General features: G+C 71.6%; 13 protein-coding genes. 5 read left to right on the top strand and 8 right to left on the bottom strand.

Annotated elements, in window-relative coordinates; translation table 11 throughout:
- Positions 1–29: 29 nt before the first annotated feature.
- From H566_RS0104050 to H566_RS28785, 7 genes are all read right to left on the bottom strand, one after another.
- On the bottom strand, positions 30–788 hold the full coding sequence (locus H566_RS0104050; protein WP_028310431.1) for an ABC transporter permease: 759 nt from the start codon (positions 786–788) through the stop codon (positions 30–32).
- Positions 789–792: 4 nt separating this feature from the next.
- A complete protein-coding gene (locus H566_RS0104055) occupies positions 793–1569 on the bottom strand; it encodes an ABC transporter ATP-binding protein (RefSeq protein ID WP_028310432.1) in 777 nt (258 codons plus the stop codon).
- A gap of 6 nt (positions 1570–1575) precedes the next feature.
- Positions 1576–2562 (bottom strand): ABC transporter substrate-binding protein, encoded by a 987-nt coding sequence (locus H566_RS0104060; protein ID WP_028310433.1) that lies wholly within the window; start codon positions 2560–2562, stop codon positions 1576–1578.
- On the bottom strand, positions 2559–3437 hold the full coding sequence (locus H566_RS0104065) for an alpha/beta fold hydrolase (RefSeq protein ID WP_084544726.1): 879 nt from the start codon (positions 3435–3437) through the stop codon (positions 2559–2561). The genes H566_RS0104060 and H566_RS0104065 overlap by 4 nt, the downstream gene beginning before the upstream one ends.
- Entirely contained in the window at positions 3430–4413 is a 984-nt protein-coding gene (locus H566_RS0104070; protein WP_034410421.1) for an isopenicillin N synthase family dioxygenase, read from the bottom strand. Before H566_RS0104070 ends, H566_RS0104065 begins: the two co-directional genes overlap by 8 nt.
- A 216-nt stretch (positions 4414–4629) precedes the next feature.
- On the bottom strand, positions 4630–5559 hold the full coding sequence (locus H566_RS0104075) for a LysR family transcriptional regulator (protein WP_028310436.1): 930 nt from the start codon (positions 5557–5559) through the stop codon (positions 4630–4632).
- A 61-nt stretch (positions 5560–5620) separates the two neighbouring features.
- A complete protein-coding gene (locus H566_RS28785; protein WP_028310437.1) occupies positions 5621–6172 on the bottom strand; it encodes a Rossmann-fold NAD(P)-binding domain-containing protein in 552 nt (183 codons plus the stop codon).
- A gap of 189 nt (positions 6173–6361) precedes the next feature.
- Between H566_RS28785 and H566_RS0104085 the strand changes: the two genes are divergently transcribed.
- Positions 6362–6799, top strand: a complete 438-nt coding sequence (locus tag H566_RS0104085) for an Ohr family peroxiredoxin (protein WP_028310438.1) — start codon at positions 6362–6364, stop codon at positions 6797–6799.
- A gap of 160 nt (positions 6800–6959) precedes the next feature.
- Here the strand turns inward: H566_RS0104085 and H566_RS0104090 are convergent, their stop codons facing one another.
- A complete protein-coding gene (locus tag H566_RS0104090; protein WP_028310439.1) occupies positions 6960–8336 on the bottom strand; it encodes a phosphomannomutase/phosphoglucomutase in 1377 nt (458 codons plus the stop codon).
- Between the two features lie 415 nt (positions 8337–8751).
- On the opposite strand from H566_RS0104090, the gene H566_RS0104095 reads away from it, so the two are divergent.
- The 4 genes from H566_RS0104095 to H566_RS27165 all read left to right on the top strand — a co-directional run bounded on the left by H566_RS0104095 (position 8752) and on the right by H566_RS27165 (position 12691).
- On the top strand, positions 8752–8958 hold the full coding sequence (locus H566_RS0104095) for a cold-shock protein (protein WP_028310440.1): 207 nt from the start codon (positions 8752–8754) through the stop codon (positions 8956–8958).
- A gap of 187 nt (positions 8959–9145) precedes the next feature.
- Positions 9146–9817: an HAD family hydrolase gene (locus H566_RS0104100; protein WP_028310441.1), complete on the top strand. Its 672-nt coding sequence runs from the start codon at positions 9146–9148 to the stop codon at positions 9815–9817.
- Positions 9818–10090: 273 nt separating this feature from the next.
- Complete coding sequence (locus H566_RS27160) at positions 10091–11131, top strand: GNAT family N-acetyltransferase (RefSeq protein WP_051377979.1); 1041 nt, start codon at positions 10091–10093, stop codon at positions 11129–11131.
- Between the two features lie 81 nt (positions 11132–11212).
- Positions 11213–12691, top strand: coding sequence for a DUF2779 domain-containing protein (locus H566_RS27165; protein WP_028310442.1), 1479 nt, complete (start codon positions 11213–11215; stop codon positions 12689–12691).
- Positions 12692–12780 lie beyond the last annotated feature (89 nt).

Consider the following 12780-nt stretch of genomic DNA (forward strand, 5'->3'; position numbering starts at 1 on the left):
CGCCGCGTCATCGATGTCTGGCGGATTCATCAGAGACTCCAGGGAAACAGCCGGCGCTGCAGCCAGCCCACGAGCGCGAACAGCGCAAGGCTGCACGCGACCAGCAGGCCGAGCGCCGCGAAGGCCACCGGCACCTTGAACGACGAGGTGGTGTAGAGGATCAGGTAGCCGAGCCCCTTCTCGGCGGCGACGAATTCGGCCACCACCGCGCCGATCACCGCGAGCGTGATCGCGACCTTCAGCGCCGAGAAGATGTGCGGCACCGCATGCGGCATGCGGATCTGCCAGTACTCGCGCGAACGCGGCGCACGCAGCGAGCGCGACAGCTCGACGAGTTCGGACGGCACCGAGGCCAGGCCGGTCGCAGTGGCGATCACCACCGGAAAGAAGGCGATCAGCGTCGTGATGACCACGCGCGGCAGCACGCCCGCGCCGAGCGTGACGACGATGATCGGCGCCACCGCCACGATCGGCGTGCTCTGGATCACGATGAGCCATGGCAGCAGCGTGCGCGACAGGAAGCGCGAGCCGGTGATGCCGATGGCGAGCGGCAGCGCCACCAGCACCGCGACGCCGTAGCCGAGCAGCGCGACCTGCAGGGTCGCCAGCGCATGCTCGGCCCAGCGCGCTAGCCCGATCTCCTGCGCCGCCGCGACGATCGCGCTCGGCGCCGGCAGCACGTAGGGCGCGATCGCCAGCAGGCGGCAGGCGGCCTCCCAGCCCGCGATCACCACGGCGAAGGCGAGCAGCGGCGCGAGCCGGTCGGCGAGCTTGATGAGCCTGTCCATCGGCCTACTCCGGCTTGCGCGTGAACACCTTCACGCGGATGTCGTTGGCGAGCGCGTGGAACACCGGATCAGCCAGCGTCGCGAGCGTGCGCGGCCGCGCGAGCGGCACGTCGATGATCTCGGCCACGCGGCCCGGCCGCGCGCTCATGACGACGATGCGGTCCGACAGCAGCAGCGCCTCCTGGATCGAATGCGTGACGAACACGACCGTCTTCGGCCGCTCGCTCCACAGGCGCAGCAGCTCGAAGCTCATCTCGTCGCGGGTAAGCGCGTCGAGCGCCGAGAACGGCTCGTCCATGAGCAGGATGTCGGGGTCGTGCAGCAGCGAGCGCGCGATCGCCACGCGCTGCTGCATGCCGCCCGACAGCTCGGCGGGCCGGCGCGTGGCGAAGTCGCCCAGGCCGATCATCGCGAGCAGCTCGCGCGCCCGCGCCTCGTCGCGCGCATCGACGCGCCCGTACTTGTGCTTCATCGGGAAGGTGATGTTGCCGAGCACGTCGAGCCAGGGCAGCAGCACGGGCTTCTGGAACACCATGCCGATCTCGTCGCGCGGCTCGGTCACTTCCATGCCGAAGATGCGCACGCTGCCCGCGCTCGGCCGGATCAGCCCGGCCACGAGCCGCAGCAGCGTGCTCTTGCCGCAGCCCGACGGGCCGATCACGGCGACGAACTCGTGCGGCCTGAGCGCGAGGTCCACGTCGGCGAGCGCGGTGACGGGGCGCCCGTCGCTCGCCGCGAAGCGCTGGCAGACGCCAGCCAGCTCGATCACGTTCCCGGTCATGCGGCCTCAGCGCGCGGCGAAGCTGCGGTCGACCAGCTTCTCGGGATCAACCTTAGCCGGCGCGTAGTTCATCGACTTGGCAACCCAGCCCCAGGTGGCGGCGAGCAGCTTGGGCTCGAAGGCGCCAAGGCCGTCGCGCTTGGACAGATCGTTCTGGATCAGCGGGATCGACGAGCGGAACTCGGCTTCGAGCACCGCCACGTCGCCCTCGGGCACGGCGGCCTTGAGATCGGCCGCGGCCTTGTCCGGATGCTGGACCGCGAAGTCGAGCGACTTGAGCGCGGCGCGCACGAAGCGCTTCACGACCTCAGGCTTTTCCTTGATGAGCTTGTCGCCCGCGAACACCGACCAGCCGTAGCCGTCGAGGCCGTAGGCCGACCACGGCAGCACCGCGAGTTCCTTGCCGGCCTGCCTAAGCACCGCCGCGAAGGCCGGCTGCACCGTGGTCCAGTTGATGGTGGCGTCCACCTTGCCCTGGGCCAGCATCGGCGCGAGCGCGCTCGGATCGACCTTGAGCAGCTTGACGCTCGCCGGATCGACGCCGTTGGCCTCCAGCACCACCGGCCAGAGCGCGTTCGACGACGAGAAGGTCGGCGTGGCGACGGTCTTGCCCGCGACCGACTTCAGGCTCGTGATGCCGGCGCCCTTGACGGTGAACAGCGCATCGGGCTGGCGCGAGTAGATCGACATCACCGCCTTGACCGGCACAGGCGTTTCGGCGGCGGCCATCATCAGCGCGGCGAGGCCGCCGGTCGCGATGTCGGCCGCGCCCGAGGCCACCTTGGTGACGGCGTCGGCCGAGCCGCGCCCCGGCAGGATGGTCACGTCGAGGCCCTCGGCGCTGAAGAAGCCTTCCTTCACGCCGGCATACAGGAAGGCCTTGTCGCCGCCGGGCAGCCAGTCGAGCTGGACGGTGAGCTTGTCGGCGGCGTTGGCGGCCAGGGCACAGCAGGCGAGCACGCCCGCGACGAGGGACTTGAGACGGAGCTTCATGCGCTTTCCCGGAGTTGGGTTTGGGAGGAGAAAACCTGGTCGAGCGCGGCGCCGAGCCGCGCGGTGAGTTCGGCCGGCCGCACGAGCTGGGGCACATGGCCGCAGTCGAGCGAGATGCGCAGCGCGCCGGGCACCAGCGCCTGCATGCGGCGCTGGGTCGGCAGCAGGAGCGAGCGGTCGGCCGTGCATTCGACGTAGATGCGCGGCAGCCGGCCATGGCGTTCGGGCGTCCAGCGCGGGCGCATCGCGCGGCCGGTCTCGGGCTGCCAGCCGAGCTTGGCGGCGGCGGCGCGGGCGGCGGCCGGATCGCAGTCGTGGAGAAAGATCTCGAGTGCGCCTTCGGTGCGCACGCGGCTGGCGCTGCGGTCGGCGTTCCAGTCGAGCCAGGGCGCGATGCCGTCGTAGCCGCGGGCCGGGTCGGCGGCGGCGCAATCGCGCACCACGTCGGCGAAGCTGCCGCCCGAGGGCAGCATCATCCCGGCCAGATAGACGAGCGCGGCGATGCGCTCGGGCACGGCTTCGGCCGTCTGGGTCGCCGTCAGGCCACCGCCGCTGTGGCCGACGAGCACGACGCGGCGGCCGGCGAGGTCGGGCGCGTCGAGCCGGCGCCGCACCGCCGCCACGTAGCTGTCGAGCGAGGCCGGCGCGGCGGCATCGGGGCCGTGGCCGTTGCCGGGAAGATCGAGCGCATGCGGGCGCCAGCCGGCGGCGCGCAGATGCGGCAGCCAGGCGTCGAAGGCCCAGGCGCCCTGCCAGGCGCCGTGGATCAGCACGAGGTCGCGCGGGAAGCCGGCATCGGCGCGGATATCCGTGCGAGTGCCGGCGCCGGCTTCCGCGTCGGCATCGACGCTGGCGTTGGCGCGCGGCTCAACCATAGGTGCGCTCGTAGCACTCGCGCAGGTGCTGCTCGACCGTCACCGGCGCGTAGCGCGGCTCGGCGCCGGCCGCGAGGCAGGTCGGCAGGCAGCGCACGAGGTAGTCCGGATTGCCGGTGAAGAAGAACGGGATCGAATGGCGCTCGCGGCCCGAGCGGTTGATGACGCGGTGCAGCGTCGAGCGATAGCGGTCGTTGGTCCAGCGCGCGAACAGGTCGCCGAGGTTCACCACGTAGCTGCCCGGCACCGGCGGCGCGTCGATCCAGTCGCCGCTCGCGGGGTCGCGCACCTGGAGGCCGCCGCTGTCGTCCTGGAGCAGCAGCGTGATGCCGCCGAAATCGGTGTGGGCGCCGCAGCCCTTCTCGCCGGGCGCGGGATTGGGCGGCTGCGGCGGGTAATGCAGCAGCCGCAGCGTGGCCGAGGCGCCGTCGAGGTAGTCGTCGAAGGCGGCGGCGGGCAGGTCGAGCGACAGCGCGAGGCCGCGCGTGATGCGCGTCGCCAGCGCATAGGCGGCGGCGAAGTAGGCCTGCATCGTGTCGCGGAAGCCGGCGAGGCCGGGCTGGGCCGCCTCGTCGGGCCACTGGTTGGGGCCGGTGTTGAAGCGGCCGGCCAGCACACGCGGATCGTCGGCCGGCACGTCCTCGCCGAGGTAAAAGCCTTCCTTCAGATCGGGTGGCGCGCCGGCTTCGAGCGTCTGGGCGCGCAGCGGCTCGTAGCCGCGGTTGCAGGCTGACAACCGCTTGTCGAGCGCGAGCTTGGCCGCGTCGTGCTGGTCGAAGAAGGCTTCGGCGCGGGCGAAGGCAGCGCCGATCAGCTCGGCCGGCACGCCGTGATTCACCACGTAGAAGAAGCCGTGCCGCTCGCAGACCGCGCGCAGGTGGTCGGCGACGCGGCGTTGCGCTGCCGGATCGGCATCGGCCAGCCCACCGATGTCGATGATGGGCAAGCCTGCCTTCAGCTCATCGTTGCTTTGCATCAAGCCTTCCTCGTTTTGCGACGGTGGAAGGCAGTCTAGGGAGCGGGTGGGCGCTCGCGTTAGCTCAATTTTCTGACTACCCCGATGCCGAAACGGCATCAGCAGCCGGCACTGCAGGCGATGGCGTGCGGCGTGCGCCCAGCGGCATCGCCGATGACGCCTATGCGGCTGGGCTGCTGGCGCCGATGCAGTTCGTCCGGCGTGCGGCGGTGCCGCTCAGCCGTCCGCGCCGCCGCGTTCGGCCGCGGTGCTGGCCTCGATCTCGTCGGCGACCAGCCGCGTGAAGGCATCGACCACCGGCGGCAGCGTGCGGCCGGCGCGCACGTACACGCCGAGTTCGGCCACCAGCCGGTCCGGCGCCTTGAGCGGCACATGCGCCAGCCGGCCGCCGGCCAGCTCCTCCTCCAGCCCGAGCCGGGTCTGGAAGGCGATGCCGATGCCCTGCTCGGCAAGCCGCTTGGCGAGCTCGATCGAGGCCGATTCGAGCACCACGGTCAGCGGCTTGCGATGGCGCGCGAGCACTGGCCGCATCAGCGCGTGGGTGGAGATTTCGGGCGAGGCGAGGATGAGCGGCCAGCGCGCGCAGTCGGCGAAGCTCACCTCGCGGTGGGCCGCGAGCGGATGGTCGGGCCGCAGCACCGCGCCGAGCGCGAATTCGCCGACCGCGCACTGGCGCAGCGCCTCGTCGCGCGTGATCGAGAAGCCGAGCGCCACATCGGCATCGCCGTCGATGACGGCGCGCGCTGCCTGGGCCGAGCCGGCCGGCCGCGCGCGGATGCGGACCATCGGATGGCGCGTGAGCATGCGTTCGAGCACCGCCGGCAGGAAGCGCGCGTTGAGGCCCTCGACGGCGGTGATCTCCAGCTCGCCGCGACGCACGCCGCGCAGTGCCTCCAGCTCGTGCTCCATGCGGCGCTCGTCCTGCAGCACGGTGATGACGTGGCGCGAGAACACCTCGCCGGCGGCGGTCAGCACGAGGCCGCCGGGCATGCGCTCGAACAGCGGCGTGCCGACTTCCTCCTCGAGCTGGAGCAGCTGGCGGTTGACGGCCGACGAGGCCAGGTGAAGCCGGCGCGCCGCCTCGCGGATCGAACCGCAGCGCCGGATCATGTCGAAGTAGCGCAGCGAGCGCGCGTGGATGTGCATCAGCCCTGCAACCTTCATCGGGCCCCGTGGGGCGACCGGCCGATGATCGCAGCGGCGCGGCTCAGGCCTCGCAGGCGGCGATGAGCGCGGCGACGGCCGGCGCCGGGTCGGGCACGGCGGAAGCGGCCGGCGCCGCGCCGCCGGTTGCCGCCGCTTCGGCGGAAGTCCCGGGGCCGGCGACGGCCAGCCGCAGGCGCCGGCCGTCGATGTGGCCGGCGGCGCTCAGCGCGGCGAGCGGCAGCGCGGCTTCGTCCACGTCGAGCGAAGTTGCGAACACGAAGCGCGGCCGGTGGCCGGTCTCGCGCACGATTTCCAGCAGCAGCCGCGTCGCGTCGAGCGCGGCGCCGTCGGCGGCGCCGACCGTGCCGAGGTCGAAGATCGCGCCGTAGTCGGCGTCGATCAGCTCGCCGAGCAGCGTCGGATCGTCGGCGCGACCGGTCACGCGGCGGATGCGGCGGTCGGCGGACTTGTCGGCCGGGGCGGCGTCGAGTTCGACGATGCGGTCGATGCCGCGCTCACGGCCGGCCGAGTCGGTCAGGCGGTTGCGGTCGAGCAGGGCTTGCGTGAGCGCGGTGGCCAGCGGACGCGGGCCGCCGACGATGAGGACCTTCATGCGGTGTTCTCCGGCGCGGTCGGGCCGCGCGCTTTGTCGGGAATGGGACAGGACGCGCGGAGCCATGCCAGTCGCATGCCGGGCCGCTTCCACCGTCGTGCGGCACCGCCCAAACCGCCCCGCGCACGCGGGTTGCTTCGCCTCCTCCGGAAGCACTCCCCCACGACAAAGGCGCGAAGGAACACCGACATGGACGTCGTTTACAAGACAACAATGCTGACCCAGGGTGGCCGAGGCGGCCAGATCCAGAGCGAGGACGGCAGCTTCAAGCTCAAGCTCTCGGTGCCCAAGGAGATGGGCGGCAAGGGCGAAGGCCCCAATCCCGAGATGCTGTTCGCCGGCGCGTTCGCCGCCTGCTTCGAGCATTCGGTGCGGCACATCGCCAAGCTCGACAAGCTTCCGCTGCGCGGCAGCTACGTGGAAGCCGAGATGAGCATGTACGTGACCTTCGAGGGCCAGTACAAGATCGCGCTCACGCTCACCGTCCACATGGCCGCGAGCTTCGACCAGAACACGGCCGACAGCCTGCTCGAACGCGCCAAGGGCATCTGCCCGTACAGCGACGCGACCAAGGGCAACATGACGCTCAACCTCAAGGCCGTGCTCGACACGCCGCCGGCGGCCTGAGCCGCCGCTGGCCGGGTCGCGTCGGGCGTCATCGCCGACGCATGACGACCCGGCCGCGCGATGCAACCGTCAAAGCGGCATCGCCGATGCCGCTTCAGTCACCCGCCGCCCGGGCCGGCGCGACTGCCGGCGCCGAGCCGCCGGGCAGTCGTGGCGCGCGTCAGAACGGCAGCGCCACGCCCGGCCGCACCGCCTGGAAGGCCGCCCGGAACGCGGCCTGCACTCGCTTGTAGGCCGCGTCGTTCGCGCCCTCGAAGCGCAGTGTCAGCGCTGGCCCGGTGCCCGACGCGCGCAGCACGCCGAAGCCGTCCGGCCACACCACGCGCAGGCCGTCGGTCGTCTCGACCTCGGGCGCGCCGTCGAACACCGCCTTGCCCGCGACCTCGGCCACGAAGGGCGCGGCCTCGCCCTCGCCCACCTTGATGCGCACTTCCTGCGCCGTCACCGCCTTGGGCAGCGCCGCGATCGCCGCCGCGCCGTCGGGCGTGCGCGACAACGCCTCGGCGATGCGCGCGGCCGCGTACAGCGCATCGTCATGCCCGTGCCAGCGGTCGCGGAAGAAGTAGTGCCCGCCGAACTCGCCGCCCAGCACCGCGCCACTTGCCGCCATCGCCGCCTCGATGAAGCCGTGCCCGCTCGGCGCATAGGCCACGCTGCCGCCGCGCTCCGCCAGCCAGCCCGCGAGACGCGGCGACGACTTCACGTCGGCCACCACGGTCGGCATCACGCCGCCCGCCGCCAGATCGGCCGCCAGCAGCATCAGCACCCGGTCGCCATCGACCGCATAGCCGCGCGTGTCCACCAGCCCGAGGCCCGAGCCGTCGCAGTTGAAGGCGATGCCGACCTCGCCCTGCTGGCTGCTGCGCTGCGTCGCCACCAGGTCGATGAGGTTGTCGCGCACCGTCGGGTCGGGAAAGTGGTTGGGGAAGTTGCCGTCCACCTGGGGCCAGATCGTGCTGACCGTGCAGCCGATGCGCTTGAACAGCTCCTCGGCGATGGCACCGGTGGCGCCGTTGCCGCAGTCGAGCGCGAGCTTGACCGGGCGCGCGAGCCTGATGCCCGCCACCACCTTCTCGATGTAGGCCTCGTCGAAGCTGTCGCGCTCGTAGTCGCCCGAGCCCTTGGCGAAGTCCTTCGCCTCGATGCGGCGGTGCAAGGCCGCGATCGCATCGCCGCACAGCGGCACGCCGCCGAGCATCACGCGCATGCCATCCCACTGCGCGTTGCTGCGCCCGCCCGTGACCATCACCGCGCTGCCGCCGGCCACCTCGTGCGCCGCGAATTGCAGCACCGGCGTCGCGCACAGGCCGATGTCGATCACGTCGACGCCGGCGTCGTTGATGCCGCAGGCGACGGCGCTCGCGTAATCGGCCGACAGCAGCCGGCCGTCACGGCCGACGGCGATCTTCTTCCGCCCGCGCGCGAGCGCCTCGCTGCCGATGGCAAGGCCGATCTGCTCGGCGATCTGCGGGGTCAGGGTCTGGCGCACGAGGCCGCGGATGCTGCTGGGCCGGAAGATGTCTGCTGGCACTGTCATGGGCGCTCCCGTGGAGGTTGGGTATCGGAGCGGGCCGCGTCGGCGGACTTGTCGGATTCGCGCCAATGGCCACACGCAGCCGGCGCGCCGCACGCCTTTGCCGACGATTCTTGTCGGGTTCGGCCCACGGAAAAACCCTTGAGCGAGGCCTGTGCCAGACCACTTGTGACGACCAAAACGTAACTGCGCGCGTCATCGCGCGAAGCGTGCTTTCGGCTGCGGGTTACACTGATCCGCGACAGACATGCCAAGACCCGTTTTTCAAGGTCTTTCCCTAAACCGCCCGCAGTTGCGTGGCCGGCCTGGTTCGAGTTCCCGGTAGGCGTCTCTTGAGTGTTTCTGTTCCTGCCGCATCGCGGCGGGAGGCTCTTCTTTTTTACCCAACTCACTCAGCAAGGAAACTGACTCCATGAGCATCCAAACCGGCACCGTCAAGTGGTTCGATGACGCCAAGGGCTTCGGCTTCATCACCCCCGAAGACGGCAGCAAGGACCTCTTCGCGCACTTCAGCGAAATCCGCAACGAAGGCGGCTTCCGCAGCCTGAAGGAAAACCAGCGCGTGCAGTTCGAGGTCAAGCAAGGCCAGAAGGGTCTTCAGGCCGCGAACATCCGCGTGGTCTGAAGCCCGTGGCGCCGGGGCACTGCCCCGGCTGACGCGCCCATGATCGGCGCGTCGCTCCTGCCGGCAGGTCGGCACGAGCGACGCGCCGATCTGCTTTTGGACGCTCCGCTTCCCGAGCACCTCGCGCATGACGGCGCGCCTTCGCGCAAGATCGCGTCACCGTTCCGTCTCCCATCCGCCCCGCCGCATGTACACCACCGCCATCTTCGACATGGACGGCCTGCTGCTCGACAGCGAGCGCCCGATCCGCGACGCCTGGGCCGTGAGCCTGCCCGCCTTCGGCTTCGCGTTCGACGACGCGGTCTGGCTCGACATCATCGGCCGCCCCATCGCCGAGTCGCGCCTGAAGCTGTGCGCCCACTACGGCCCCAGCTTCGACTACGACGCCGTCTTCCTGCATGCCAACACCGCGCTGCGCGCCCACTTCGACGTGCACGGCTACGACGTGAAACCCGGCGTGCGCGAGTTGGTCATGGCGCTGGCCGGACACGGCGTGCGTTGCGGCGTGGCGTCATCGACGCGCCGCGCCGAGGTCGAGCGCCGGCTCGGCCTGACGGGACTGCTGCCGCTGTTCGACAGCATCACCGGCGGCGACGAGGTCACGCGCGGCAAGCCCGAGCCCGACATCTTCCTGCTCGCCGCCGAACGACTCGGCGCCGCCCCGGCCGACTGCCTCGTGTTCGAGGACTCGGATCACGGCGTCCGCGCCGCGATCGCAGCCGGCATGGGCATCGTCGCCGTGCCCGACCTCAAGCCCGCCTGCGCCCACACGCGCGAGTTCGCGCTCGCGGTACTCGCCTCGCTCGAACATGCGCTGCCCGAGGTGCCGGGCTGGTTCGCGCGCGCGTCGCGCGGCTGACGGGTTCGCACGCAGCCCGGCCGAGGCGCGCCATCGGCCCGCTCCGCTCCGGCCACGGGTTGGCGCGGCTGCGACCGTCCGTCAGCAACCGCTCGCGCCTGAACTTGCACACGCTTGCGACGCGCGGTGGCGTTTCAGCAACCGCAACACGCGGACTTAGCCGGCTCAGGACGTTGCAACACATGCAAAGATGACTGCCGTGGCGGGGCTTCCCGCCCGCCGGATCGGCGCCCCGCGCGGCGCCGTCGTCATCCACCGCCCGCGCCGCCGGCCATGACCGCAGCCTTCACCGAGCTCACCCGTGCCGATCACGAAGACCGGCCGATTCTCGAAACGATGCTCGTCGAGCATTGCGTCGAGCTGGGCATCGACGCCGCCAGCCTCGACTACGAGCGCTACTGGGCCAGCGACGACCATTTCCCCTTCCTCATCCGCCAGGACGGCCATGTGGCCGGCTTCGCGCTCGTGCGTCGGCGCCATGAAGACGCCCGCTTCGAACTGGCCGAGCTGCACATCCGGCGCGACTGGCGTCGCCAGGGCATCGGCCGCTGGGCCGCGCGCGCCCTGCTCTGGAAGTTTCCGGGCGAATGGAAGGTCGAGACCCTGCCGCGCCTCGATGTCGCACGCGACTTCTGGCGCGCCACGCTCAGCACCCTGCCGCGCCTCGCCGACGTGAGCGAGCGCATCCAGGGCGACCGCAGCCTGTTCCGCTTCGTGCTGCCGCCCGGACGCGGCAGCGTGCGGCCGGCGCGCGCCGGCGACGCCGTGGCCATCGCGCGCATCCATGTGCACGCCTGGCAAGCCGCCTATCGCGGGCTGCTGCCCGAAAGCTTTCTCGCCGCGCTCTCGGCCACCGAGCGCGAGGCCTACTGGTGCGACGTGATCGTGCACCGGCGCGCCACCGTGCTGGTCGCCGCCGACGAGACCGACCAGGACCTGCACGGCTGGATCGCCATCGGTCCCGCGCCCGGCTGCGCACCCGACACCGGCGAGATCCTCGGCCATTACGTCGATCCGATGATGTGGGCCAATGGCCTCGGCACCGCGCTCTGGCGTACCGCGCGCGACGCCATGCGCCAGCTCGGCTTCCGCCGCGCCGTGGTCTGGGCGCTGGCCGACAACCAGCGCGCGCGCCGCTTCTACCAGCGCTCGGGCTTCGCCAGCGACGGACAGCAGAAATCCATCGTGCGCGGCGAAAGCGAGGTGCGGGAGCTGCGCTATTGCCACGATCTCACCGCCACGCCCCCGCCCGGCACCGCCCGTCCGCCCGGCAATGACAGCCGCGGCGCCGAGCCCGACTTTTCCGACGACTGACGCCAACCCGATCGCCCAATCCCGACCGCATCAGCCCATCCGCCGGCCCGTGCCGGCCTCACAACAAGACTGAGCACCTCCATGTCAGCAGCCGCAGCCCTCACCGAATCCGATTTCGCGCGCTTCAGGCAATGCCCGCGCCGCCACTGGCTGCACCGCCAGCGCGGCGATGCCGAGACGCCTCCGCCGGTCGACGCTCTCGTCACCGACGTGCTCAGCCGCGCCTGGCCCGGCGCGGTACGCATCCCGCTCGATGCACCCTTCGACGACCGCCTCGCCGCCACCGCGCAGGCGCTCGGCGCCGCCGCGCCGCGCCCCATCCTCGACGGCTGCTTCCGCACCGACGAGGGCATCGAGGTGCGCGTCGATCTGCTCGTGCCGCTCGAAAAGGGCACGACCGGACGCTGGCGCGTGGTCGGCATCCGCCATGCGAGCAGCTTCGGCGAACACGAGATCGACCTCGTCGCGCTCGCGGCGCGCGCGGTGCGCGGTGCCGGCGTGCACGTAGCCGGCGTGGACGTGGCGCGCATCGACACCGATTTCATCTATCCCGGCTTCGGCTGGTATGGCGGCCTGTTCGCGCCCATCGAGGTGAGCGGCAGCGTCGAGGAACGCCCGCTCGGCCAGTGGCTGGCCGACCTGCGCACCCTGCCCGACGGCCCCGAGCCCGCCACGCCGCCGGGCGCCCATTGCCAGCGCCCCCTGCCCTGCCCCTACGCCACGCATTGCGCGCCGCCGCCCGAGGGCGAAGCCGCCGAGGCTGATCGGCTGCGCCTCGACCTGCTCGGCCGCGACCTCGCCGCAGAGCTGCGCGCCGAGGGCCGCGGCAGCCTTGCCGACGTGCCGCCCACCCGCCTGCCCAACGACCGCCTGCGCCGCATGCAGCAGGCCATCGTCGATCACCGCGTCATCGTCGAGCCGGGCGCCGCGCGCGAGCTGGCGCGCTATCCGGGCCGACGCCGCTGGCTGCGCTTCGAGACGATCGGCTTCGCGGTGCCGATCTGGTCGGGCACGCGGCCCTACCAGGTGCTGCCCTACCAGTGGGCCTGCGATGTCGAGCGCATGGACGGCAGCGGCGTCGAGCATCTCGGCTTCCTCGCCGACCGCAGCGGCGACCCGCGCCGCGCCTTCGCCGAAAGCCTGCTCACCGCGCTCGGCCAGACCGGGCCGGTATTCGCATACAACGCCGGCTTCGAGCGCAACCGCATCGTCGAACTGGCCGCGCTGTTCGACGACCTCGCGCCCGCGCTCAACGCCGTGGCCGGCCGCATCGTCGACCTGTTCCACCTGCTGCGCGCCCACGCCTATCACCCGGCGATGGACGGCTCCTGGTCGGCCAGATCGGTGTTCGGCGCCTTCGCACCCGATGTCGAGGCCGACCGCTTCGACGCCGCAGACGGGGCCACGCCGCTCGAAGCCTTCGCGCTTTCACTGCGCGACAAGCTCGACCCGGCGGAAGTGCAGCGCCTTCGCGCCGCGCTCGACGACTACGGCCGGCGCCAGACGCTCGCGCTGCGTCGGCTCACCGAAGCGCTCGGCGGAGAATCGAGCGGGCACTGAGGCCGCGACACCCGCTGCCCGAACAAACGAAAACGGCTGCCCGAAGGCAGCCGTTCTTCATTGCATCGCCGTCACACCGGCGATCGCGG

Source organism: Derxia gummosa DSM 723 (assembly GCF_000482785.1).
In the GTDB taxonomy this organism is placed as follows: domain Bacteria; phylum Pseudomonadota; class Gammaproteobacteria; order Burkholderiales; family Burkholderiaceae_E; genus Derxia; species Derxia gummosa.

Excerpts from the sequence above, each read along its gene's own strand:
- H566_RS0104090 (WP_028310439.1), bottom strand. The coding sequence starts at position 8,336 with ATGACAGTGCCAGCAGACATCTTCCGGCCCAGCAGCATCCGCGGCCTC.
- H566_RS0104065 (WP_084544726.1), bottom strand. The coding sequence starts at position 3,437 with ATGGTTGAGCCGCGCGCCAACGCCAGCGTCGATGCCGACGCGGAAGCC.
- H566_RS0104060 (WP_028310433.1), bottom strand. The coding sequence starts at position 2,562 with ATGAAGCTCCGTCTCAAGTCCCTCGTCGCGGGCGTGCTCGCCTGCTGT.
- H566_RS0104055 (WP_028310432.1), bottom strand. The coding sequence starts at position 1,569 with ATGACCGGGAACGTGATCGAGCTGGCTGGCGTCTGCCAGCGCTTCGCG.
- H566_RS0104070 (WP_034410421.1), bottom strand. The coding sequence starts at position 4,413 with ATGCAAAGCAACGATGAGCTGAAGGCAGGCTTGCCCATCATCGACATC.
- H566_RS0104100 (WP_028310441.1), top strand. The coding sequence starts at position 9,146 with ATGTACACCACCGCCATCTTCGACATGGACGGCCTGCTGCTCGACAGC.
- H566_RS0104075 (WP_028310436.1), bottom strand. The coding sequence starts at position 5,559 with ATGCACATCCACGCGCGCTCGCTGCGCTACTTCGACATGATCCGGCGC.
- H566_RS28785 (WP_028310437.1), bottom strand. The coding sequence starts at position 6,172 with ATGAAGGTCCTCATCGTCGGCGGCCCGCGTCCGCTGGCCACCGCGCTC.
- H566_RS27165 (WP_028310442.1), top strand. The coding sequence starts at position 11,213 with ATGTCAGCAGCCGCAGCCCTCACCGAATCCGATTTCGCGCGCTTCAGG.
- H566_RS27160 (WP_051377979.1), top strand. The coding sequence starts at position 10,091 with ATGACCGCAGCCTTCACCGAGCTCACCCGTGCCGATCACGAAGACCGG.
- H566_RS0104085 (WP_028310438.1), top strand. The coding sequence starts at position 6,362 with ATGGACGTCGTTTACAAGACAACAATGCTGACCCAGGGTGGCCGAGGC.
- H566_RS0104050 (WP_028310431.1), bottom strand. The coding sequence starts at position 788 with ATGGACAGGCTCATCAAGCTCGCCGACCGGCTCGCGCCGCTGCTCGCC.